21 protein-coding genes are annotated in these 20441 nt (G+C 68.5%); 10 read left to right on the forward strand and 11 right to left on the reverse strand.

The annotated features are described in order from the left end of the window. Nucleotides 1–11: 11 nt before the first annotated feature. The 4 genes from VV867_RS19115 to VV867_RS19130 form a co-directional block, all read right to left on the reverse strand. Nucleotides 12–800, reverse strand: a complete 789-nt coding sequence (locus VV867_RS19115; protein ID WP_009613945.1) for an ABC transporter permease — start codon at nucleotides 798–800, stop codon at nucleotides 12–14. Then, nucleotides 797–1711: an ABC transporter permease gene (locus tag VV867_RS19120; RefSeq protein WP_089390861.1), complete on the reverse strand. Its 915-nt coding sequence runs from the start codon at nucleotides 1709–1711 to the stop codon at nucleotides 797–799. The genes VV867_RS19115 and VV867_RS19120 overlap by 4 nt, the downstream gene beginning before the upstream one ends. Next, the gene (locus VV867_RS19125; protein ID WP_328567275.1) at nucleotides 1708–2757 is read right to left on the reverse strand and encodes an ABC transporter ATP-binding protein; all 1050 of its coding nucleotides are present in this window, start codon (nucleotides 2755–2757) and stop codon (nucleotides 1708–1710) included. Before VV867_RS19125 ends, VV867_RS19120 begins: the two co-directional genes overlap by 4 nt. Before the next feature lie 341 nt (nucleotides 2758–3098). After that, the gene (locus VV867_RS19130; protein WP_328567276.1) at nucleotides 3099–4115 is read right to left on the reverse strand and encodes an AraC family transcriptional regulator; all 1017 of its coding nucleotides are present in this window, start codon (nucleotides 4113–4115) and stop codon (nucleotides 3099–3101) included. Nucleotides 4116–4256: 141 nt separating this feature from the next. On the opposite strand from VV867_RS19130, the gene VV867_RS19135 reads away from it, so the two are divergent. Then, nucleotides 4257–5189: an SdiA-regulated domain-containing protein gene (locus tag VV867_RS19135; protein WP_109935434.1), complete on the forward strand. Its 933-nt coding sequence runs from the start codon at nucleotides 4257–4259 to the stop codon at nucleotides 5187–5189. Nucleotides 5190–5240: 51 nt separating this feature from the next. Continuing rightward, on the forward strand, nucleotides 5241–5969 hold the full coding sequence (locus tag VV867_RS19140) for a CatB-related O-acetyltransferase (RefSeq protein ID WP_328567277.1): 729 nt from the start codon (nucleotides 5241–5243) through the stop codon (nucleotides 5967–5969). Nucleotides 5970–5975: 6 nt separating this feature from the next. Here VV867_RS19140 and VV867_RS19145 read toward each other — a convergent pair whose 3' ends face one another. Next, nucleotides 5976–6308 (reverse strand): YegP family protein, encoded by a 333-nt coding sequence (locus VV867_RS19145; RefSeq protein ID WP_109935432.1) that lies wholly within the window; start codon nucleotides 6306–6308, stop codon nucleotides 5976–5978. Between the two features lie 124 nt (nucleotides 6309–6432). Then, nucleotides 6433–7104 carry a ribose-5-phosphate isomerase RpiA gene (gene rpiA, locus VV867_RS19150; protein WP_089390867.1) on the reverse strand — a complete coding sequence of 224 codons (672 nt, stop codon included), beginning with the start codon at nucleotides 7102–7104 and terminating at the stop codon, nucleotides 6433–6435. A 106-nt stretch (nucleotides 7105–7210) separates the two neighbouring features. On the opposite strand from rpiA, the gene ilvA reads away from it, so the two are divergent. From ilvA to VV867_RS19165, 3 genes are all read left to right on the forward strand, one after another. Next, nucleotides 7211–8755: a threonine ammonia-lyase, biosynthetic gene (gene ilvA / locus VV867_RS19155; RefSeq protein WP_328567278.1), complete on the forward strand. Its 1545-nt coding sequence runs from the start codon at nucleotides 7211–7213 to the stop codon at nucleotides 8753–8755. Nucleotides 8756–8871: 116 nt separating this feature from the next. Further along, nucleotides 8872–9339 (forward strand): DUF2269 domain-containing protein, encoded by a 468-nt coding sequence (locus VV867_RS19160; protein WP_328567279.1) that lies wholly within the window; start codon nucleotides 8872–8874, stop codon nucleotides 9337–9339. Nucleotides 9340–9361: 22 nt separating this feature from the next. Further along, nucleotides 9362–9829 (forward strand): DUF2269 family protein, encoded by a 468-nt coding sequence (locus tag VV867_RS19165; protein WP_328567280.1) that lies wholly within the window; start codon nucleotides 9362–9364, stop codon nucleotides 9827–9829. A 6-nt stretch (nucleotides 9830–9835) separates the two neighbouring features. Here VV867_RS19165 and VV867_RS19170 read toward each other — a convergent pair whose 3' ends face one another. Next, a complete protein-coding gene (locus VV867_RS19170) occupies nucleotides 9836–10495 on the reverse strand; it encodes an HAD family hydrolase (protein ID WP_275628292.1) in 660 nt (219 codons plus the stop codon). A 145-nt stretch (nucleotides 10496–10640) separates the two neighbouring features. Between VV867_RS19170 and VV867_RS19175 the strand changes: the two genes are divergently transcribed. The 3 genes from VV867_RS19175 to VV867_RS19185 all read left to right on the forward strand — a co-directional run bounded on the left by VV867_RS19175 (nucleotide 10641) and on the right by VV867_RS19185 (nucleotide 14518). After that, nucleotides 10641–11120, forward strand: coding sequence for an RNA pyrophosphohydrolase (locus VV867_RS19175; protein ID WP_009613927.1), 480 nt, complete (start codon nucleotides 10641–10643; stop codon nucleotides 11118–11120). A gap of 21 nt (nucleotides 11121–11141) precedes the next feature. After that, nucleotides 11142–13421 (forward strand): phosphoenolpyruvate--protein phosphotransferase, encoded by a 2280-nt coding sequence (ptsP, locus tag VV867_RS19180; RefSeq protein WP_109935427.1) that lies wholly within the window; start codon nucleotides 11142–11144, stop codon nucleotides 13419–13421. A gap of 74 nt (nucleotides 13422–13495) precedes the next feature. After that, nucleotides 13496–14518 carry a sensor domain-containing diguanylate cyclase gene (locus VV867_RS19185; protein ID WP_328567281.1) on the forward strand — a complete coding sequence of 341 codons (1023 nt, stop codon included), beginning with the start codon at nucleotides 13496–13498 and terminating at the stop codon, nucleotides 14516–14518. Nucleotides 14519–14938: 420 nt separating this feature from the next. Here VV867_RS19185 and VV867_RS19190 read toward each other — a convergent pair whose 3' ends face one another. Further along, nucleotides 14939–15691 (reverse strand): NRDE family protein, encoded by a 753-nt coding sequence (locus VV867_RS19190; protein ID WP_328567282.1) that lies wholly within the window; start codon nucleotides 15689–15691, stop codon nucleotides 14939–14941. Between the two features lie 194 nt (nucleotides 15692–15885). Here VV867_RS19190 and VV867_RS19195 point away from each other — a divergent pair, with 194 nt between their 5' ends. Together VV867_RS19195 and lgt are read left to right on the forward strand one after the other, a co-directional pair. Next, on the forward strand, nucleotides 15886–16674 hold the full coding sequence (locus tag VV867_RS19195) for a sulfite exporter TauE/SafE family protein (protein ID WP_109935424.1): 789 nt from the start codon (nucleotides 15886–15888) through the stop codon (nucleotides 16672–16674). Between the two features lie 9 nt (nucleotides 16675–16683). Continuing rightward, nucleotides 16684–17517 carry a prolipoprotein diacylglyceryl transferase gene (gene lgt, locus VV867_RS19200; protein ID WP_275628296.1) on the forward strand — a complete coding sequence of 278 codons (834 nt, stop codon included), beginning with the start codon at nucleotides 16684–16686 and terminating at the stop codon, nucleotides 17515–17517. Nucleotides 17518–17742: 225 nt separating this feature from the next. Here the strand turns inward: lgt and VV867_RS19205 are convergent, their stop codons facing one another. Genes VV867_RS19205 through VV867_RS19215 form a run of 3 tightly spaced genes read right to left on the reverse strand, consistent with a single transcriptional unit; the run spans nucleotide 17743 to nucleotide 20373 of the window. Further along, nucleotides 17743–18264 carry a dihydrofolate reductase gene (locus tag VV867_RS19205; protein WP_275628297.1) on the reverse strand — a complete coding sequence of 174 codons (522 nt, stop codon included), beginning with the start codon at nucleotides 18262–18264 and terminating at the stop codon, nucleotides 17743–17745. A 19-nt stretch (nucleotides 18265–18283) separates the two neighbouring features. Beyond that, the gene (locus VV867_RS19210; RefSeq protein WP_328567283.1) at nucleotides 18284–19357 is read right to left on the reverse strand and encodes a hypothetical protein; all 1074 of its coding nucleotides are present in this window, start codon (nucleotides 19355–19357) and stop codon (nucleotides 18284–18286) included. Beyond that, a complete protein-coding gene (locus tag VV867_RS19215; RefSeq protein ID WP_328567284.1) occupies nucleotides 19354–20373 on the reverse strand; it encodes a hypothetical protein in 1020 nt (339 codons plus the stop codon). The genes VV867_RS19210 and VV867_RS19215 overlap by 4 nt, the downstream gene beginning before the upstream one ends. Between the last annotated feature and the right edge of the window lie 68 nt (nucleotides 20374–20441).

A 20441-nucleotide genomic window follows, 5' to 3' on the forward strand; every position in this document is an offset into this window, starting at 1 on the left:
TCGGGAGGCAGTCAACGCCGGCGCTGGCCGACGTAGTACGACAACGCAACGAACGCGATGGAAATCAGCAGGATGATCGAGGAGATCGCATTGATCTTCGGCGATATGCCCATTCTTATGGAACTGAAGATGTACACCGGCAGGGTGGTGGCCCCGGCGCCGGCGACGAAGTAGGTGATGACGAAGTCGTCCATCGAGATGATGAACGCCAGCATCGCCCCGGAGAGGATGCCGGGCATCAGCAGCGGGCAGGTCACCTTCCAGAAGGCCTTCCAGGGCGAGGCGTAGAGGTCCGCCGCGGCCTCCGCCAGGCGTGGGTCCATGCCCTCCAGGCGGGCGCGGATCGGCAGGTAGGCGAAGGGGATGCAGAACACCACGTGGGCGATGAGGATGGTGAACAGCGACAGCTTCAGGCCGATGAAGGCGAAGAACATCAGCGTGGCCACCGCGACCACTATCTCCGGCACCAGCAGCGGCAGGCCGAGCACCCCGTTCATCAGGCTCTGGCCGCGGAAGGCGCGGCCGCGCATGCCCAGCGCCGCCAGGGTGGCGAGCAGGGTGGCGAACACCGTGGCCAGGCTTGCGACTATCAGCGAGTTCTTCGCCGCGCGGACGATCTCCGGGTCGTTGGCCACCACCGCGTACCACTTGAAGCTGAAGCTTTCCCACAGGGTCGCCGACTGGCCGCTGTTGAAGCTGAGCACCACCAGCACCAGGATCGGCACGTAGAGGAAGGCGAAGAACAGCCAGGCGGCCGGGCGCACGCCGGCGAAGCGCCACAGCGGGTTCAGCGAGTTCATGGGTGACCTCCGGCGGCGCCCTGCCTGAAGCGCATGCTGTAGACCAGCATGGCGGCGAGGACGAAGGCGAGCAGGGCGAAGGACAGCGCCGCGCCGAACGGCCAGTTGTGCGCCGTGCCGAACTGCAGCTGGATCAGGTTGCCGATCATCAGCGACTTACCGCCGCCGAGCAGCTCGGGAATGATGTAGTTGCCCAGCGAGGGGATGAACACCAGGATGCAGCCGGCCACCACGCCAGGCATCGCCAGCGGGATGATGATGCGCCTGAGCGCCTTCCAGCGGTTGGCGCCGAGGTCGAAGGCGGCTTCCACCAGGCGCCAGTCCATCTTCTCCAGGCTGGTGTAGATGGGCAGCACCATGAACGGCAGGTAGGTGTAGAGCAGGCCGATGATCACCGCGTTGTCGGTGTACAGCAGGCCGATGGCGGCGTCGCTGAAGCCCAGTTTGTGCAGGCCCTCGTCGATCAGCCCGCCGTTGCGCAGCAGCAGTATCCAGGCGTAGACGCGCACCAGCAGGTTGGTCCAGAACGGCACCGTGACCAGGAACAGCAGCATGTTGCGCCGGCGCTCGTCCTGCAGCGCCAGGTACAGCGCGGTGGGGAAGCCGATCAGCAGGCAGCCGGCGGTGGTCAGGATGGACAGCCAGAAGGAGCGCTGGAAGATGCCCAGGTAGTCGGTGTTGAACACCAGGGCGTCGTCCAGGTCGCGTTCCCAGAGGAAGTTGATGTACGCCTCCAGGGTGTGCTGGCCCCATTTCACGCCGCCGTAGTCGCCGGGGGCCTGGATGGACACGGCGAACATGATGCCCAGCGGCAGCACCAGGAACACCAGCAGCACCAGCATGGCCGGGGTGGTCAGCGCCAGCCGGGCGCGCAGGCTCTTGCGCTCGGCCTGCAGGCGCAGCGTACTCATTCGGCCAGCACCCGGATGGCGTTGCCGGGCACCCGCACGCGCACCTGCGCGCCGGGCTGATGGGCGCCGACCGCGCCCTGGCGGTTCTGCTGGCGCACGCGGAAGCCCGGCTGGCCCGCGACCTTCAGGTGGTAGACGGTATCGGTGCCGACGTAGACCACGTTCTCCACCACGCCTTCCAGCTCGCCGTCCTGGGCCAGCTCGGTGCGTTCCGGGCGGATGGCCAGGGTCACCTTGCCCGGCAGGGTGGTGGTGGCGGCCAGGCGCTGGCCGTCGGCGAGCACCACGCCATCGCCACTGGCCTCGGCCTCGAGGAAGTTGGTCTCGCCGATGAAGTCGGCCACCCAGCGGTTGGCCGGGGCGTCGTAGATCTCGGTGGGGGTGCCGATCTGCAGGACCTGGCCCTTGTTCATCACCGCGATGCGGTCGGACATGGTCAGGGCTTCTTCCTGGTCGTGGGTGACGAAGATGAAGGTGATGCCGGTCTCGTGCTGCAGGCGCTTGAGCTCGATCTGCATTTCCTTGCGCAGCTTCAGGTCCAGCGCCGAGAGCGATTCGTCCAGCAGCAGCACCTTGGGCCGGCTGGCCAGCGCGCGGGCCAGGGCGATGCGCTGCTGCTGGCCGCCGGAGAGCTGGTCGGCGCGCCGCGAGCCGACGTCGGGCAGGCGCACCAGTTCGAGCATGGCCTTCACCGTGGCCTCGGTCTCGGCCTTGGGCTTGCCCTGCATCTCCAGGCCGAAGGCGATGTTCTGCGCCACCGTCATGTGCGGGAACAGGGCATAGCTCTGGAACACGGTGTTGACCGGGCGGCGGAAGGGCGGGAGGCCCTGCATGGGCTCGCCGTAGAGGCGGATGCTGCCGGAGGTGGGTTGTTCGAAGCCGGCGATGAGCCGCAGGAGGGTGGTCTTGCCGCAGCCCGAGGGGCCGAGGAGGGTGAAGAACTCGTTGGCGCGGATGTCCAGGGACACGTCGTCCAGGGCCTTGAGGCCTTGGCCGGGGGTACCGAATTCCATGCCGATTCGCTCGATGGCAATCGCGCTGGTCATGCTTCAATACCATGCAGTTAAGCAGTTGTTATTGTTTGCGGTTGTGCGGTTCTGCCGACCGCTTCACCTAGCTGCGGCTTGATAATGGCCCTCCTTTTCGCAGCGGCAGAACGATAGAACAGGCCAATAAGGGATAAATCAGGCCAAGTTGAAGGGCCATATTCACCGGCCATGGCAACCCGTCGTTCCCCTGTAGGGCGCATAACGCCTACGGCGTTATCCGCCGTTGTCGTCGGGCTTCGGTGCATCGGCCAACGGCGGATAACCGCGAACGGTTATTCGCCCTACGTCCTGCTCTTCGTAGGAGCGAGCTGTGCCGTCTGGTGGGGACGCGATTGGCCCTAGCCGCGGTACAGGCTCGGACTCGCCCCGCTCCAGCGCTGGAAGGCGTGGCGGAAGCTGGCGGTCTCGCTGTAGCCGAGCCGCTCGGCGATCAGGTAGATCGGCAGGTCGGTGTCCTTGAGCAACTGCCGGGCCTTGTCGTAGCGCACCTCGTCCAGCACCTGCTGGTAGCTGGTGTTGTGCTGCTGCAGGTGGCGGCGCAGGGTGCGGCTGGAGCGGTGCAGGTGGCGCGCCACCTCGTCCAGGCCGCGGGCTTCCTGCAGGTGGTTGGCGAGGTGGCGGCGGATCAGTTCGAGGATGTCGTCGCGCCCGCTCATGGCCGCGCTCAGGCGCTGGCATTGCTGCAGGCCGTTGTGGCAACTGACCGGGTCGGCCAGCGGCAGGGCGCGGTCGAGCAGCGCCGGGCCCAGGCACAGGGCGCTGGTGGCGGCGCCGAACTCCACCGGGCAGCCCAGGCGTTCGGTGTAGGTGCTGGCATGCAGCGGCGGTCGGTAGGCCAGCAGCAGGCGCCGCGGACGCACCGACTCGCCGAGCAGGTCGCGCACCACGGTGAGCAGCGAGGTCAGGCACAGCTCGGTGTTGAACACCGTCAGCTCCGGCGCGTAGCGGTAGCCCTCAGCGCTCAGCCAGACCTCGTCGCCGTGGTCCTGCAGGGCCAGGCGGAAGTAGGTGCCGAGCAGGTCCGGGTGGGCCAGGGCCAGCTGCAGGGCGTCGCGCAGGGTGCGGCTGGCCAGCATGCTGTAGCCGAGCATGCCGTAGGCCGAAACGTGCATGCGCAGGCCGAGGTACAGGCCCAGGGCCGGGTCCTGGTGGCAGTTCAGGGCATTGGCGAACACCCGCAGTTCCTGGGCGTGGCTGATGAACTTCTCCGGCGTCAGCAGATCGGCCTCGGCGATGCCGCTGCCTTCCAGCAGCCGTCCGCGGGGGATGCCGGCCTGGCTCAGCACCTCGGTGGCCAGCACCACCGTGTGCAGGGTGGTCAGGGTTCGCTGCTCGGGAAGCTGGACGGCGCTCATCGGAACTCCTTGCGGGGGCGGTGAGGACTCGGAATTACGCTAGCCTGACTCTAGCCTTGGAGAAATTTCCTGCACGGCGATTAAGCCTGGCTTCAGCGGCCCTGTGCTATTACTGCGCGCTCCCATCGACATGGACCTGCGATGCTCCGTTCCATCACCCCGCGCCGCTGCCTGGCGGCGCTGCTGCTGCTCCTGCTGCTCGCCCTGGCCTGGCTCGGCCAGCAGTTCCGCGTCTACGAACGCGCCTGGTTCGCCGTGCGCGAATGGCACCATGCGGAAAGCTGGCGCGAGCAGTCGATCTGGCTGCCCGACTACCGCGTGGAGATCGAGGCGCAGCCCATCGAGGGCCTGGACGACGATGTCTCGGCGCTGACCTACGACCCCGAGCGGCGCAGCCTGTTCACCGTCACCAACCAGCCGGCGCAGATCGTCGAGCTGTCCCTGGACGGCCGCGTGCTGCGCAAGATCACCCTGCACGATTTCGGCGACACCGAGGCCATCGAGTACATCGGCCCCGGCCTCTACGTGCTCAGCGACGAGCGCCGCCAGCGGCTGTTCAAGGTGCGCCTGGAGAACGACACCCGCGAGCTGGACGCCGAACAGGCGCAACAGCTGTCCCTGGGCCTGGGGCCGATGGGCAACAAGGGCTTCGAGGGGCTGGCCTACGACTCGGTCGGCCAGCGCCTGTTCGTCGCCAAGGAGCGCGACCCGGTGCGCATCTACGAGGTCCACGGCTTCCCCCACACGCAGCCCGACAAGCCCTTCGCCGTGCACGTGCTGGACGACCTCAAGCGCGACCGCCGGCTGTTCGTCCGCGACCTTTCCAGCCTGCAGTACGACGAGGGCAGCGGCCACCTGCTGGCGCTGTCGGACGAGTCGCGCCTGGTGCTGGAGCTGGACGTCAACGGCGAGCCCATCAGCAGCCTGTCGCTGCTGCGCGGCATGCAGGGGCTCAAGCGCAGCGTGCCGCAGGCCGAGGGCCTGGCCATGGACGAGGCGGGCACGCTGTACCTGGTCAGCGAGCCCAACCTGTTCTACGTGTTCCGCAAGGCACCGGGCGTGGAGTCCGAGTAACAAAAGGCTTACATTGTCGCCCCCACCTGCGGACTCGGCCCTGGAGCGACCTTGAACATCATCCGCGAAGCCCTGATCAACCGCCGCCTGCACAAGGCGCTGAGCGAACACGGCTGCCGCCTGGCCGGCGGGATCAAGTCATTGCGCGACGGCGCGCGGCTGGTCCTGGAGCCGGGGGTGAAGATCGGCAAGGCGAAGATCTACTCGCCATCCCTGGAAATCGGCGCGCACACCGACGTGGTCAGCGGCTGCGAATTCCTCGACGTCTCGCACATCGGCCGCTACTGCTCGATCGCCACCGACGTGGTGATCGGCCAGGGCCGCCATTCGCATCCGATGGACTGGCTGACCACCCACAATTTTCCGTCCAACCCCAGGCTGATCGGCCGCCCGATCCTCCGCGACGAGCCCCGGCGCCCCTCGTCCATCGGTCATGACGTGTGGATCGGCCGCGACGTGCTGATTCTCGACGGCCTGACGGTGGGGACGGGGGCGGTGATAGGCGCGCAGTCCCTGGTCAACAAGGACGTGCCGCCCTACGCGGTGGTCGCGGGAAGCCCGGCGCGGGTGATCCGCTACCGCTTCCCGCCGGAGCTGATCGAGCGCCTGCTGGCCAGCCGCTGGTGGGAACTGCCGCTGGAGGCCCTCGGGGAATTGCCGCTGGACGACCCCCGGGCCTGCCTGGCGCAGCTGGAGCGCGAGGCCCCGCAGGCGCGGGACAAGCCGCTGCGCCTGCAGGTCAGTTCCAGGCCCTGGGGGATCGAGCGGCTCGGCGGCTGAGCCGCCTCAGGTATCGTCGCTGATACCGGCGTCCGGCGCGTAGCGCTTCACCGAGGCGATGCCGTTCTCGGCGTTGGCGCGGCTGGCGTACATCTGGCTTTGCCCGACCACCTGGCCGTTGGTGGCCTTGAGCACGAAGTAGTGCTTGCCGTTGCTCGCTTCCTTCACCTCGAAGGCGCCCTCGCGCTGCGAGTTCCTGCGCACCGACTCGATGCCCTCGGTGGCCGAGGTCTTGGCCTTGTACAGCTCGCTGCTGAGGACGACCTCGCCGTTGCTAGCGTGCAGGGTGAAGTGGAACTGGCCGTCGCTGGCCCTCTTCAGATGGTATTTCGCGGACATGGCTGCCTCCTGTGCTGAGCCGTATACCCAGACCCAGGGTAGACGTTCGGCGGCCGGCCGACGGAAAGTTTCAGGGGCCCTTGAGAGGGCCGGTGGTGGCCGCCCGGACGGCGGCCACCGGGGCTCAGGCCTTGAGCGTCTTCACGCCCTCGGCGGTGCCGAGCAGCAGCAGGTCGGCCGGGCGCGCGGCGAACAGGCCCACGGTGACCACGCCGACGATGTTGTTGATCTTCTCTTCCAGGGCCACCGGGCTGTCGATGCGCAGGTTGTGCACGTCGAGGATGATGTTGCCGTTGTCGGTCAGCACGCCGTCGCGGTAGACCGGGTCGCCGCCCAGCTTGACCAGCTCGCGGGCCACGTGGCTGCGGGCCATGGGGATGACTTCCACCGGCAGCGGGAAGGCGCCGAGCAGCGGCACCAGCTTGCTCTGGTCGGCGATGCAGATGAACCGCTTGGCCACGGCCGCGACGATCTTCTCGCGGGTCAGCGCGGCGCCGCCGCCCTTGATCAGCTCCAGGCGCTCGTTGCTCTCGTCGGCGCCGTCGACGTAGAACTCCAGCTCGCTGACGCTGTTCAGGTCGTAGACCGGGATGCCGTGGCCCTTCAGGCGCTGGGCGGTGGCCTCGGAGCTGGCCACGGCGCCGTCGAACTCGGCCTTGTGCCTGGCCAGCAGGTCGATGAAGAAGTTGGCGGTGGAACCGGTGCCGACGCCGACGATGCTCTTGCTGTCGAGGTGCGGGAGGATGTGGTCGACGGCGGCCTGGGCCACGGCCTGCTTGAGCTGGTCCTGGTTCATCTCTGGGTTCCGGCAAAGGGGCTTGGGGCGCGAATTATAGCGGGGCCGCCGGGCGAATGTGGATTCGCCGCTCCCGCCGGCCGCCGACTGGAGTAGACTGCCGGCTTTGTGCCCCGTCCCTGCGAAGCCCGCCCCGATGCTCGAACAGTACGTCAAGAAGATCCTCACCTCGCGCGTCTACGACGTCGCCGGGGAAACGCCCCTGCAACCGGCCCGCCGCCTCTCCGAGCGCCTGGACAACCAGGTGCTGCTCAAGCGCGAGGACCTGCAGCCGGTGTTCTCCTTCAAGATCCGCGGCGCCTACAACAAGCTGGCGCAGCTGAGCCCCGAGGAACTGGCGCGCGGCGTGGTCACCGCCTCGGCGGGCAACCACGCCCAGGGCGTGGCCCTGGCGGCGAAGGAGCTGGGAGTGAAGGCGACCATCGTCATGCCGCGCACCACGCCGGAGCTGAAGGTCCAGGGCGTGCGCGCCCGCGGCGGCAAGGCGGTGCTGCACGGCGACGCCTTCCCCGAGGCGCTGGCATATTCGCTGAAGCTGGTGGAAGAGAAGGGCTACGTCTACATCCACCCCTACGACGACCCGGACGTGATCGCAGGGCAAGGCACCGTGGCCATGGAGATCCTCCGCCAGCACCCGGGGCGCCTGGACGCCATCTTCGTGCCGGTGGGCGGCGGCGGGCTGATCGCCGGCATCGCCGCCTACGTGAAGTACCTGCGCCCGGAGGTGAAGGTCATCGGTGTCGAGCCGGACGACTCCAACTGCCTGCAGGCCGCCCTGGCCGCCGGCGAGCGCGTGGTGCTGAGCCAGGTCGGGCTGTTCGCCGACGGCGTGGCGGTGGCGCAGATCGGCCAGCACACCTTCGACGTCTGCAAGCGCTACGTCGACGAAGTCATCACCGTCAGCACCGACGAAATCTGCGCGGCGATCAAGGACATCTACGACGACACCCGCTCCATCACCGAACCCGCCGGCGCCCTGGCGGTGGCCGGGATCAAGAAGTACGTCGAGCGCGACAACGCGCGCGGGCAGACCCTGGTGGCCATCGACTCCGGCGCCAACATCAACTTCGACCGCCTGCGCCACGTCGCCGAGCGCGCCGAGCTGGGCGAGAAGCGCGAAGCCATCATCGCCGTGACCATCCCCGAGCGCCCGGGCAGTTTCAAGGCCTTCTGCGAGGCCATCGGCAAGCGCCAGATCACCGAGTTCAACTACCGCTACAACACCGACAGCGAAGCGCACATCTTCGTCGGCGTGCAGACCCACCCGGACAGCGACCCGCGCGCCGTGCTGGTCGAGCAGTTGCGCGAGCAGGGCTTCCCGGTGCTGGACCTGACCGACAACGAGCTGGCCAAGCTGCACATCCGCCACATGGTCGGCGGCCACTCGCCGCGGGTCAGCGACGAGCAGGTGTTCCGCTTCGAGTTCCCCGAGCGCCCCGGCGCGCTGTTCAACTTCCTCAACAAGCTCGGCGGGCGCTGGAACATCACCATGTTCCACTACCGCAACCACGGCGCCGCCGACGGCCGCGTGGTCGCCGGCCTGCAGGTGCCGGAGGAGGAACGCCACAAGGTGGCGCAGGCGCTGGAGGAAATCGGCTATCCGTACTGGGACGAGACCGACAACCCGGCCTACAAGCTGTTCCTCGGCTGAGGCCGGGCGGCCGGGTGGGGAACGCCGGGGCGGCACGCGCTGTCCCAGCTCAACCCGCCGGCCGGCAGCGCTGCTAGGCTGAGGGAACAGCCCGAATCGCGACAGGGACCGCCCGCATGGAAACCTACCAGACCCTCAAGATCCTCCACGGCGTCGCCGTGGCCGTGCCGCTGCTGGCCATCGCCGGCCTCGCCTGGTACGGCTGGCGCAGTTGGCGTGGCGGGGATGCCGGCGTGCTGGCCAAGGCGCTGCAGCGCATCGGCCTGGCCGCCTGGGTGCTGGTCGCCGGCTGCGTGGCCAGCCTGCCGCTCACCGGCTGGCAGATGGTCCACCGCGCCGGCCTCCCGCTGGGGCAGACCTGGCTGCTGGCCAGCGCCTGCCTGCTGATCCTGGTGGCGATCTTCTGGCTGCTGTTCACCGGCCGCCTGTGGCGCATCCGCCGCCTGGCGGTGAGCGCCCGCGACAGCGGCGAGCCACTGGCCGAGGGGGTGGTGCGCGAGCTGCGCTTCGGCGCGGTGTTCTTCGCCCTGGCCCTGCTCAGCTGGCTGGCGATACTCGCGCTGATGCTGGCCAAGCCGCTGTGAGATCGACGGCGACGGAGCGCCGATGAGTCCCTACCTGCTGCTCAAGACCCTGCACATCCTGTCTTCCACGCTGCTGTTCGGCACCGGCCTGGGCTCGGCCTACTACGCCTGGCGGGCCTGGCGCAGCGGCCACCTGGAGGCGATCCGGGTGACCTTCCGCCACCTGGTCACCGCCGACTGGCTGTTCATCGCCACCACGGCGGTGTTCCAGCCGCTCAGCGGCGCCGCCATGGCGCACCTGGCCGGTTGGCCGCTGGACTCGGGCTGGCTGTTGTGGAGCCTGGCGCTGTACGTCTTCGCCGGCGCCTGCTGGTTGCCGGTGGTGTGGCTGCAGATCCGCGTGCGCGACATGGCCGAGGCGGCGCACCGTGATGGCACGGCGCTGCCGCCGCGGACCTTCCTCTACATGCGCTGGTGGTTCGCCCTGGGCTGGCCGGCGTTCCTGGCCTTCCTGGCGATCTTCCACCTGATGGTCAACAAGGGCTTCTGAGACGGCTCAGTCGCGCAGGCTGAGCACCGGCCAGCCGCGCGCTTGGGCGGTGGCGCGCAGGACCTCGTCCGGGTCGACAGCCACCGGGTGGGCCACCACTTCCAGCAGCGGCAGGTCGTTGCGCGAGTCGCTATAGAAGTAGCTGTCGTCCAGGCTCATGCCGGTTTCCTGCAGCCAGCGCTGCAGGCGCGTCACCTTGCCGCCCTGGAAGCAGGGCACGTCGAAGGTGCGGCCGGTGTAGAGGCCGTCGCGCATCTCGCACTCGGTGGCGATCAGCGTTTCCACGCCCAGGCGCTCGGCGATGGGGCCGGTGACGAAGCGGTTGGTGGCGGTGATGATCACCAGGCGGTCGCCGGCGGCGCGGTGCTCGGCCAGCAGGGCTTCGCCGCGGGGCAGGATGATCGGCTCGATGATCTCTTCCATGAACTGGCGATGCCAGGTGGCCAGCTGCTCCAGGCTGTTGCGGCCGAGGATCGCCTGGGTGAAGGCCTGGTAGGCGAACACGTCCAGGGTGCCGGCCTGGTAGTCGGCATAGAAGGCGTCGTTGCGCGCCTGGTATTCGCCGGCGTCGACCAGGCCGCGCTGGCACAGCCATTCGCCCCAGCTGTGGTCGCTGTCACCGGCCAGCAGGGTGTTGTCGAGGTCGAAGAGGGCCAGACGCGCCATGGTTCACCGTTGATTGCGAAAGCGGAAAAGTCGCCTAGAGTAACGGCTTTTGCCTGCCCTGCCCATGCGCGCCAAGCCTCGCGTTGCTGCTGTCACAGGCTTTGTGGAACAATGCGGGCACACGCGTTTTCGAGGATGTACCGCCGTGATCGATCCCGATGGTTTTCGCCCCAATGTCGGCATCATCCTCTCCAACGAGGCCGGTCAGGTTCTGTGGGCGCGGCGCATCAACCAGGAGGCCTGGCAGTTCCCGCAAGGCGGCATCAACGCCCGGGAAACTCCTGAAGAGGCGCTGTTCCGCGAGTTGAACGAGGAAGTCGGCCTGGAGGAGCAGGATGTGCGCATTCTCGCCTGCACCCGCGGCTGGTTGCGCTATCGTCTGCCGCAGCGGCTGGTGCGTACCAACAGCCAACCGCTGTGCATCGGCCAGAAACAGAAGTGGTTCCTGCTGCGCCTCACCGGCGACGAGAACCGGGTACGCATGGATGTGACCGGCAAGCCGGAATTCGATGGCTGGCGCTGGGTGAGTTACTGGTATCCCCTGGGGCAGGTGGTGACCTTCAAGCGCGAGGTCTACCGGCGGGCCCTGAAGGAACTGGCGCCGCGCCTGCTGGCGCGGGACTGAATAGGAGATAAGGCCCTGAGCATGCTCAACACGCTGCGCAAGATCGTCCAGGAAGTGAACGCCGCCAAGGACCTGAGGGCGGCGCTGGGCATCATCGTGCTGCGGGTCAAGGAAGCCATGGGCACCCAGGTGTGCTCGGTCTATCTGCTCGACGCCGACACCAACCGTTTCGTCCTGATGGCCACCGAGGGCTTGAACAAGCGCTCCATCGGCAAGGTCAGCATGGCCCCCAACGAGGGCCTGGTGGGCCTGGTGGGCACCCGCGAGGAGCCGCTGAACCTGGAGAACGCCTCCGAGCACCCGCGCTACCGCTACTTCGCCGAGACCGGCGAGGAACGCTACGCCTCCTTCCTCGGCGCCCCGATCATCCACCACCGCCGGGTGATGGGCGTGCTGGTGGTGCAGCAGAAGGAGAAGCGCCAGTTCGACGAGGGCGAGGAAGCCTTCCTGGTGACCATGAGCGCGCAGCTCGCCGGGGTCATCGCCCACGCCGAGGCCACCGGTTCGATCCGCGGCCTGGGCAAGCTTGGCAAGGGCATCCAGGAGGCCAAGTTCGTCGGCGTGCCCGGCGCCCCCGGCGTGGCCGTGGGCAAGGCCGTAGTGGTGCTGCCGCCGGCCGACCTGGAAGTGGTCCCGGACAAGCCCATCGACGATGTCGAGGCCGAGGTCGAGCGCTTCAAGCAGGCCCTGGAGTCGGTCCGCGAGGACATGCGCAACCTCTCCAGCAAGCTCGCCACCCAGCTGCGCAAGGAAGAGCGCGCGCTGTTCGACGTCTACCTGATGATGCTCGACGACGCCTCCATCGGCCAGGAGGTCAAGCGCATCATCCGCTCCGGCCAGTGGGCCCAGGGCGCCCTGCGCCAGGTGGTGATGGAGCACGTTGCGCGCTTCGAGCTGATGGACGACGCCTACCTGCGCGAGCGCGCCTCCGACGTCAAGGACATCGGCCGGCGCATCCTCGCCTATCTGCAGGAAGAGCGTAAGCAGAACCTGACCTACCCGGACCAGACCATCATCGTCAGCGAGGAACTATCCCCGGCGATGCTCGGCGAGGTGCCCGAGGGCAAGCTGGTCGGCCTGATCTCGGTGCTCGGCTCGGGCAACTCCCACGTGGCGATCCTTGCCCGCGCCATGGGCATCCCCACGGTGATGGGCGCGGTCGACCTGCCGTATTCCAAGGTCGACGGCATCGACCTGATCGTCGACGGCTACCATGGCGAGATCTACACCAACCCGTCGCCGCAGCTGGTCAAGCAGTACGGCGAAGTGGTCGCCGAAGAGAAGGAACTGAGCAAGGGCCTGGCCGCGCTGCGCGAGCTGCCCTGCGAAACCCTCGACGGCCACCGCATGCCGCTGTGGGTCAACACCGGCCTGCTGGCCGACGTGGCCCGCGCCCAGGAGCGCGGCGCCGAGGGCGTTGGCCTGTACCGCACGGAAGTGCCGTTCATGATCAACGACCGCTTCCCCAGCGAAAAGGAGCAGCTGGCGATCTACCGCGAGCAGCTCTCGGCTTTCCACCCGCTGCCGGTGACCATGCGCACCCTGGACATCGGCGGCGACAAGGCGCTGTCCTACTTCCCGATCAAGGAAGACAACCCCTTCCTCGGCTGGCGCGGTATCCGCGTCACCCTCGACCACCCGGAAATCTTCCTGGTGCAGACGCGCGCCATGCTCAAGGCCAGCGAGGGCCTGAACAACCTGCGCATCCTGCTGCCGATGATCTCCGGCACCCACGAGCTGGAAGAGGCGCTGCACCTGATCCACCGCGCCTGGGGCGAGATCCGCGACGAAGGCGTGGACATCCCCATGCCGCCGATCGGCATGATGGTAGAGATCCCCGCGGCGGTGTACCAGACCCGCGAGCTGTCGCGCCAGGTGGACTTCCTCTCGGTCGGCTCCAACGACCTCACCCAGTACCTGCTGGCGGTGGACCGCAACAACCCGCGTGTGGCCGACCTCTACGACTACCTGCACCCGGCGGTGCTGCAGGCGCTGAAGAAGGTTGTCGACGACGCCCACGCCGAAGGCAAGCCGGTGAGCATCTGCGGCGAGATGGCCGGCGACCCGGCGGCCGCGGTGCTGCTGATGGCCATGGGCTTCGACTCGCTGTCGATGAACGCCACCAACCTGCCCAAGGTGAAGTGGCTGCTGCGCCAGATCACCCTGGGCAAGGCCCGCGAACTGCTCGGCCAGCTGATGACCTTCGACAACCCGCAGGTGATCCACAGCTCCCTGCACCTGGCATTGCGCAACCTCGGCCTCGGCCGGGTGATCAATCCCGCGGCGACCGTTCAGGGCTGACCTGGCGCGCCGCCTTCCCCGGAGCTGAGTCGTCCCCGGGGCCCTGTACAACCGGCACTGCCGGGAGAAGGCTTATGGACGAGCAGCAAGCGCGCGTGGACGACCGCGAAGCCATCGAGAAGACCCTCCGCTATGCCCTGGAGATCGTCAGCGACGGCATCTGGGACTGGGACATCCGCAGCGACGACGTCAAGCGCAGCCCGGGCTGGTACCGCATGCTCGGCCACCCGGTCGACGGCCTGCCGGAGAACGTCGCCACCTGGCACTCGGTGATCCACCCGGACGACTTCCCCCGCGTCATGCGCAGCTTCCAGGCCTACCTGGACGGCCGGCAGGCGGCCTACGCCGAGGAGTACCGTTGCCTCTGCGCCAATGGCGAGTACCTGTGGATAAGGGACCACGGCCGCTTCGTCGAATTCGACGAGCAGGGCCGCGCCACGCGGATGATCGGCGCCCACCACAACATCCACGAGCGCAAGCTGATCGAGCTGGAGCTGAAGCGGCGCAACGAGGAACTGCGCGAACTCAACCGCAACCTCGAACAACTGGTCGAACAGCGCACCGAAGCCTTGCGCCAGGCCAACCTGGCCCTGGCCGAGCAGGCCGCGGTGGCGGTGCGCCTGAGCGAGACCGACCCGCTGACGCAGATCTTCAACCGGCGCCGCTTCGAAAGCAGCCTGCAGCAGGAGTGGCAGCGCTTCCAGCGCCACGACCAGCAGGTCAGCCTGCTGATGTTCGACCTCGACCACTTCAAGCGCATCAACGACCTCTTCGGCCACCCGGTCGGCGACCGCGTGCTGGTGGCGGTGACCCAGGCGGTGCGCCAGACCCTGCGCGAGGAAGACTGCTTCGCCCGCTGGGGCGGCGAGGAATTCATCGTGCTGCTGCCCAACACCCCGGTGGCCTCCGCCACCCGCCTGGCCGAACGCCTGCGCCTGCACATCCGCGAGGCCTGCGGCGACCTGGAGCAACCCCTCACCGCCAGCTTCGCCCTGGCCGGCATGCGCCGCGCCGAGTCCCTGGAGGGCCTGCTGCGCCGCCTGGACGATGCCCTCTACCGGGCCAAGCGCCTGCGCGACGCCATCGAGGTGTGCTAGGCCGCAGTGCATGGTGTAGGAGCGGGCCCTGCCCGCGAATCGCGCGCAGGGCGCGCTCCTACATGGAGATGGCGTGGGTGGGGCGGCGTAGGAGCGGATCTCATCCGCGAATCGCGCCGGAACCTCCGGCTATCGCGGAAAAGTTCCGCTCCTACGGGAGGGAATACCGTGCCGCCCGGCAACTGTAGGACGAACCCGCAACCCCCTCCCTAACCCTCCCCCGCAAGCGGGAGAGGGGACCGTCCGTGCCTGCTGGAAGCGTGTGCCTCACGGCTGATCCCGTAGGGCGCATAACCGTTCGCGGTTATCCGCCGTTGGCCCCCGCGCGGGATTGGCATTCGGAACGGCGGATAACCCCCTTCGGGGTTATTCGCCCTACGGGTGCCTTTCGTAGGCGCGAGCTTTCCCCCGTAGCGGGCCCTAGGCGTCGAGCAGCAGGCGCACCTCGCCCAGATGGGCCCCTTCCGGCCCGAAGCTGCGTTCGATGAATTCCCGGCGCCCGTCGGCATGCACCCGCAGCACGCTGCTGGCGCGGGTGCCGTAGTTGGCGCTGGCGATGAACACGCTGGACAGCAGGCGCTCGGTGGCCAGGCCGACGCCGGTTTCCGGCAGCCGTTCGTCGCCGGGGCGCTCGCGGTCGCCGAGCAGCCCCAGCAGGGCCCCGGGCTCGGCTTCGTCGAGGTGCTCCTCGAGGGCGGTGCGGGCGCGCAGCAGCTTGGGCCAGGGCGTATCCAGCGTGGCATTGGACAGGCCGTGCAGCCCGGCCGGCAGTTCCCGTGGCGCGCCGTCGCGGGGGTTGAAGTAGCAGAGCTGGCGGGCGTCGCCGACCAGCAGGTTGAACCCGGAATATTCGCTGGCGCGGCGCTGCACCTCGGCGAGGTAGGCCAGCGGTGCCTGGCGGCCGCGCAGGAAGCCGGCCACCAGTTCGCCGCGGGAGCGCGGCCCCAGCGGCTGGCCCGGATCACGCACGTTGGTCAGGGCGGCGAAGCGCCCGCCAGGCCCCAGGCCCATCCACGTGCCGCCGGCCTCCAGGTCGCGCCCGGCATAGACCTCCGGCGCATCCTCCCAGGCCGCCAGCGGCAGGGTGGGGCGGGCATAGAACTCGTCGCGGTTGGCCGCGACTATCAGCGGCATGGCGTGTCCGGGGCGCCAGGCAAGGACGATCAGGCACATGGGGCAGGGCCCTGCGGTGGTGGTCCAGGCAGGGTAGGTAACTGGCGGTGGCAACTCAATAGCCGGCGTTACCCGGGCTGGGCGGAAGATGACATTTTCGTCATGTTCCGCCCCGGCAAGCCCGTTGTGCCGCGGGCGGCTGCCGTCGCCGGCGCATTTTCGGTACCATGCCGCTTTTGCCACCCGAGGTCTCCATGGAGTTCCTTCTCTACCTGGTGCTGGGTGCCTGCGCGGGGGTGCTGGCCGGGTTGTTCGGCGTCGGCGGCGGCCTGATCATCGTCCCGGTGCTGGTGTTCAGCTTCACCGCCCATGGCTTCCCCGTCGAAGTGCTGACGCAGATGGCGGTGGGCACCTCCCTGGCGACCATCGTCTTCACCTCGGTCAACTCCATCCTCGAGCACCACCGCCGCGGCGCGGTGCTCTGGCCGGTGTTCCTGTGGATGACCGTGGGCATCGTCGTCGGCAGCGCCCTGGGCGCGCTGACCGCCTCGGCCATCAAGGGCCCGGTGCTGCAGAAGATCATCGGCACCTTCGCCGTGCTCATCTCCATCCAGATGGCCCTGGGCCTGCAACCCAAGGCCGGCGGCAGCCTGCCGGGCAAGGGCGGACTGGGCGCGGCGGGTGGCTTCATCGGCTGGGCCTCGGCGATCTTCGGCATCGGCGGCGGCTCGCTGACCGTGCCTTTCCTGTCCTGGCGCGGCGTCTCCATGCAGCAGGCGGTGGCTACCTCTTCCGCCTGCGGCCTGCCCATCGCCATCGCCGGGGCGATTTCGTTCATCGCGGTCGGCTGGCACCGGCCCGAACTGCCGCAGTGGAGTTTCGGCTTCGTCTACCTGCCGGCGCTGGTGGGCATCGCCGTCACCAGCATGTTCTTCGCCCGCATCGGCGCGCGCCTGGCGCACCGCCTGCCGGCCAAGGTGCTCAAGCGCCTGTTCGCTCTGCTGATGTTCTGCGTCGGCATGAGTTTCCTGATCAAACCCTAGGAGTAAGCGATGCTGCCCTATCCACAGATCGACCCCGTCGCGGTGTCGCTGGGCCCCCTGAAGATCCACTGGTACGGGCTGATGTACCTGATCGGCATCGGCGGCGCCTGGCTGCTGGCCTCGCGCCGGCTGAACCGTTTCGATGCGACCTGGAGCAAGGAGAAGCTCTCCGACCTGGTGTTCTGGGTCGCCTGCGGCGTGGTGCTGGGCGGGCGCCTGGGCTACGTGCTGTTCTACAAGCTGGACTTCTACCTGGCCAACCCGCTGAACCTGTTCAAGGTCTGGGAGGGCGGCATGTCCTTCCACGGCGGCCTGCTGGGGGTGATGCTGGCCACCTGGTGGTTCGGCAAGCGCAACGGCAAGAGCTTCTTCCAGCTGATGGACTTCATCGCCCCGCTGGTGCCGATCGGCCTGGGCGCCGGGCGCATCGGCAACTTCATCAACGCCGAGCTGTGGGGCAAGCCCACCGACGTGCCCTGGGCGATGATCTTCCCGCCCTACAGCGACCCCGCGCAGCTGCCGCGCCACCCCTCGCAGCTGTACGAGTTCGCCCTGGAAGGCATAGTGCTGTTCGCCATCCTCTGGATTTTCTCGCGCAAGCCGCGGCCGACCGCCTCGGTCTCGGGCCTGTTCATCCTCTGCTACGGCTGCTTCCGCTTCTTCGTCGAGTTCTTCCGCCTGCCGGATGCCGACCAGGGCGCCGGCGGCAACGGCGGCCCGGGCTACCTGGCCTGGGACTGGCTGACCATGGGCCAGCTGCTGTGCGTGCCGATGATCCTCGGCGGCATCGCGCTGATGGTCTGGGCCTACCGCCGCGCGGCGGCGAAGCCGGCGACCCACTGACGGGACGGCGGCTTTTCGTAGGAGCGAGGGGGACGCCTGGTTCTTGCTCGCGAACCCAACGTCTCTGGGTTCCCGCGTTCGCGGGAATGACGGGGTGGAAGGATGGTGTCTGACCTACAAGCCACTCCGAACGGCTCCCTCTCCCTTCAGGGCGGGGCGCGCAGCCGAGGGTTGGGGAGAGGGCCGGAGTCAACCCCAGACCCAGTGCTCACCGGCAGACACCCCTCAAGCGCGATCCCAGACCTCGAAGGCATAGGCCGGCGTTTCCGCCGTGGCTTCATGCTCGATGCTGGACGCCAGGTGCCAGCGGCTTTCGTCCAGCTCGGGAAAGTGCGCGTCGCCCACCGGGCTCAGGGCCACGCGGGTCAGGTACAGGCGCTCGGCCCTGGGCAGGGCCTCGGCGTACAGCTGGGCGCCGCCGATCAGCATCAGCTCCTCGGCTTCCTCCTCCCGGGCCCAGGCGTCGGCGCGCTGCAGCGCGGCCTCCAGCGAGGTGAAGACTTCCGCGCCTTCCAGCTGCAGGCCGGCCTGGCGGCTGACCACCAGGTTGAGCCGGCCGGGCAGCGGGCGGCCGAGGGAGTCCCAGGTCTTGCGGCCCATGATGATCGGCTTGCCGAGGGTCAGCGCCTTGAAGTGCTTGAGGTCGGCCGGCAGGTGCCAGGGCAGGCGGTTGTCGATGCCGATCACGCGGTTCTCGGCGAGGGCGGCGATCATCGCCAGCGGCAGGCGGGAAGGGGCTTGGGACATCGTGGCTCCGGTCATGTGCTCAGGGTGATCCGTCGGTGGCAGAGGATACCAGCCGCTGGGCCGGCGCGTCGTTCGCATAGGGCGGCACGCGCATGAAGAAGGTGCCGTCCTCGTTGACCTGGGTGATGCCGGTGGCCAGCACCTTGCGGTAGTCCCTGAGGTTGAACACCAGCCTCTGGTCCGGCTGTTCGGCCTTGAGCAGCACCTGCGCGTAGGTGATGAGGATCTCGAAGATCTTCAGGTCGCCCGACTGCAGCCAGATGTACGAGGGGCCGGCCAGGGTGGGTGGCTCGAAGCGCGGCGGCGGGCTGCCGGCCGGGCGGGCGAAGCGCAGGTGCAGGCCCTGCTGGTCGAGCCAGGCGGCGTCGACCTTGCCGTCGATGCCCACCAGCGGGAACACCTGGTGGTAGTTCAGGCGCATGGCGTTGTCGCGCAGCAGGGCGCCGGGGCGCTCCAGCTCGACCAGCGAATCCAGGTGCAGGCCGACCAGGCTCATGGCGCCGTAGGCCGGCACGCCGAGGACCTTGACCTGGTCCGGCTGGTAGAGGATCTCGTCGCCCTCCAGGCGCACGCTGCCGGACAGCCGCAGCGGCAGCCAGGGGCCGATGCCCAGGGGCTGCACCTGGCCGCTGACCAGCAGGCGCTCGCCGTCCACGCTCATGGCGAAGTCGCGCAGCATGCTCTGTGGATAAGCCAGGATGCGCTGGTTGAACAGGTTGGCCAGTTGCTGCGGGTCGAGGATCACCTCGCCCTCGGTGACCTGGATACGCATGTCCTGCGGGCGGTCGAAGTCCACCGGCGCGCCGGCCTGCAGCGGCAGCAGCCAGCCCTTGAGCTGCGGGCTGTGGAAGCCGATGCCGCCTTCGAAGTACATGTCCACGTTATGCAGCAGCAGGCCGACGCCGTCCTGGCCGGAATCACGAATCCCGCCCGGGCGGCTGGCGGCGTGGCCGGCCTCCGGCGGCGTCTGCTGGAACCAGCCTTGGCGCAGCAGCTGCAGCTCCTGCTGCTGGCGGTCGATGGCGGTTTGCGCCCAGGCCGGAACGGCGGCCAGCAGGGGCAGGGCGAGGACCAGGGGCAGCAGGCGCTTCATAGGGCTTTCTCCTGCGGCGCCGGCGCCTTCACCGGCGACACCGCGATGTGCACCATGCCGTCCTGGCGCAGGCGGATCTCGCCGTACTGCAGTTGGCGGCGGTAGTCGTAGAGGTTGAACAGCAGCGGCTGCCCGGGGCTGAGGCTGGTGAACAGGGCGTAGGCCTTGACCAGGATGGTGCGGGCCATCTTGATGTCGCCGCCCTGGATGAACATGTAGCTTTCCGGCGCCTGCAACTGCGGCCATTGCAGGCCGGCCAGGTCCTCGCCCAGCTGCAGGTCCATGCCGCCGTCGGCCAGCTTCAGGCTGCGCACGGCGAAGTCCAGGCGCGGTGGCGGGAACAGGCCGTCGAGGTCGACCAGGATGCGGTTGCCGAGCAGCTGCATGTGCGCGGTGTGCAGCCGCAGCACCTCGGACATCTCGATGGAGGCGGCGCTGAGCGAAGGGGTGACGTCCACGCCGTCGACGAAGATGCGCTGCGGCACCAGCGCCACCTTCAGCGGGCCGGCCTGCTCGATCCGAGTGAGCATCCGCAGCGGCCGCCAGCGCCCCTTGCGCAGCAGCTCGCCGCGCACCTCCTGGCCGTCCTTGCGGGTGCTCAGCACCAGGTTGCGCACCGGCGCATCGGCGCTGCGCAGCTCGGCGTTGAGCAGGGTGGCGAGGGTGGCGTCGGCGACGAAGATGTCGCCGGCCTGGATGCGCGCCACCATGGCCCTGGGGTCGTCGAGCATGAGCGGCGTGCCCTTGGGCCCCACCGAGCTCATGCGGATCAGCATGCGGCGGATGAAGAAGCCGATGTCGTCGTGCAGGCGGAAGTCGGTGTGGCTTATCCACAGCTTCGACTCGTCGCTGTCGGAGGCGCGCTGGCCGACCTTCTCGTCCAACTGGCGCGGCGGCACCGCCTGCATCAGCGGGGTGTCCGGGCCCCAGTCGGAGGGCCGGGGCGGGGGCGTTTCCACGGCCGCCGCGCGGGCGGCGGCCAGCAGGAGCAGGGCGCAGGGCAGGACGCGCGGCATGGCGGGCCTCGTTGTTGTTGTTCTGGTTGGCTTTGGCACCCTATACCCGTGCGCGCGCCGGGTAAGCC

The sequence above is a fragment of the Pseudomonas sp. JH-2 genome (assembly GCF_036231725.1).
Lineage (GTDB): Bacteria > Pseudomonadota > Gammaproteobacteria > Pseudomonadales > Pseudomonadaceae > Pseudomonas > Pseudomonas delhiensis.

What these genes read in the sequence shown, in the direction of transcription:
- VV867_RS19115 (WP_009613945.1), bottom strand. Translation starts at nt 800, where the DNA reads ATGAACTCGCTGAACCCGCTGTGGCGCTTCGCCGGCGTGCGCCCGGCC.
- VV867_RS19120 (WP_089390861.1), bottom strand. Translation starts at nt 1,711, where the DNA reads ATGAGTACGCTGCGCCTGCAGGCCGAGCGCAAGAGCCTGCGCGCCCGG.
- VV867_RS19125 (WP_328567275.1), bottom strand. Translation starts at nt 2,757, where the DNA reads ATGACCAGCGCGATTGCCATCGAGCGAATCGGCATGGAATTCGGTACC.
- VV867_RS19130 (WP_328567276.1), bottom strand. Translation starts at nt 4,115, where the DNA reads ATGAGCGCCGTCCAGCTTCCCGAGCAGCGAACCCTGACCACCCTGCAC.
- VV867_RS19135 (WP_109935434.1), top strand. Translation starts at nt 4,257, where the DNA reads ATGCTCCGTTCCATCACCCCGCGCCGCTGCCTGGCGGCGCTGCTGCTG.
- VV867_RS19145 (WP_109935432.1), bottom strand. Translation starts at nt 6,308, where the DNA reads ATGTCCGCGAAATACCATCTGAAGAGGGCCAGCGACGGCCAGTTCCAC.
- rpiA (WP_089390867.1), bottom strand. Translation starts at nt 7,104, where the DNA reads ATGAACCAGGACCAGCTCAAGCAGGCCGTGGCCCAGGCCGCCGTCGAC.
- VV867_RS19160 (WP_328567279.1), top strand. Translation starts at nt 8,872, where the DNA reads ATGGAAACCTACCAGACCCTCAAGATCCTCCACGGCGTCGCCGTGGCC.
- VV867_RS19165 (WP_328567280.1), top strand. Translation starts at nt 9,362, where the DNA reads ATGAGTCCCTACCTGCTGCTCAAGACCCTGCACATCCTGTCTTCCACG.
- VV867_RS19170 (WP_275628292.1), bottom strand. Translation starts at nt 10,495, where the DNA reads ATGGCGCGTCTGGCCCTCTTCGACCTCGACAACACCCTGCTGGCCGGT.
- ptsP (WP_109935427.1), top strand. Translation starts at nt 11,142, where the DNA reads ATGCTCAACACGCTGCGCAAGATCGTCCAGGAAGTGAACGCCGCCAAG.
- VV867_RS19185 (WP_328567281.1), top strand. Translation starts at nt 13,496, where the DNA reads ATGGACGAGCAGCAAGCGCGCGTGGACGACCGCGAAGCCATCGAGAAG.
- VV867_RS19190 (WP_328567282.1), bottom strand. Translation starts at nt 15,691, where the DNA reads ATGTGCCTGATCGTCCTTGCCTGGCGCCCCGGACACGCCATGCCGCTG.
- VV867_RS19195 (WP_109935424.1), top strand. Translation starts at nt 15,886, where the DNA reads ATGGAGTTCCTTCTCTACCTGGTGCTGGGTGCCTGCGCGGGGGTGCTG.
- lgt (WP_275628296.1), top strand. Translation starts at nt 16,684, where the DNA reads ATGCTGCCCTATCCACAGATCGACCCCGTCGCGGTGTCGCTGGGCCCC.
- VV867_RS19205 (WP_275628297.1), bottom strand. Translation starts at nt 18,264, where the DNA reads ATGTCCCAAGCCCCTTCCCGCCTGCCGCTGGCGATGATCGCCGCCCTC.
- VV867_RS19210 (WP_328567283.1), bottom strand. Translation starts at nt 19,357, where the DNA reads ATGAAGCGCCTGCTGCCCCTGGTCCTCGCCCTGCCCCTGCTGGCCGCC.
- VV867_RS19215 (WP_328567284.1), bottom strand. Translation starts at nt 20,373, where the DNA reads ATGCCGCGCGTCCTGCCCTGCGCCCTGCTCCTGCTGGCCGCCGCCCGC.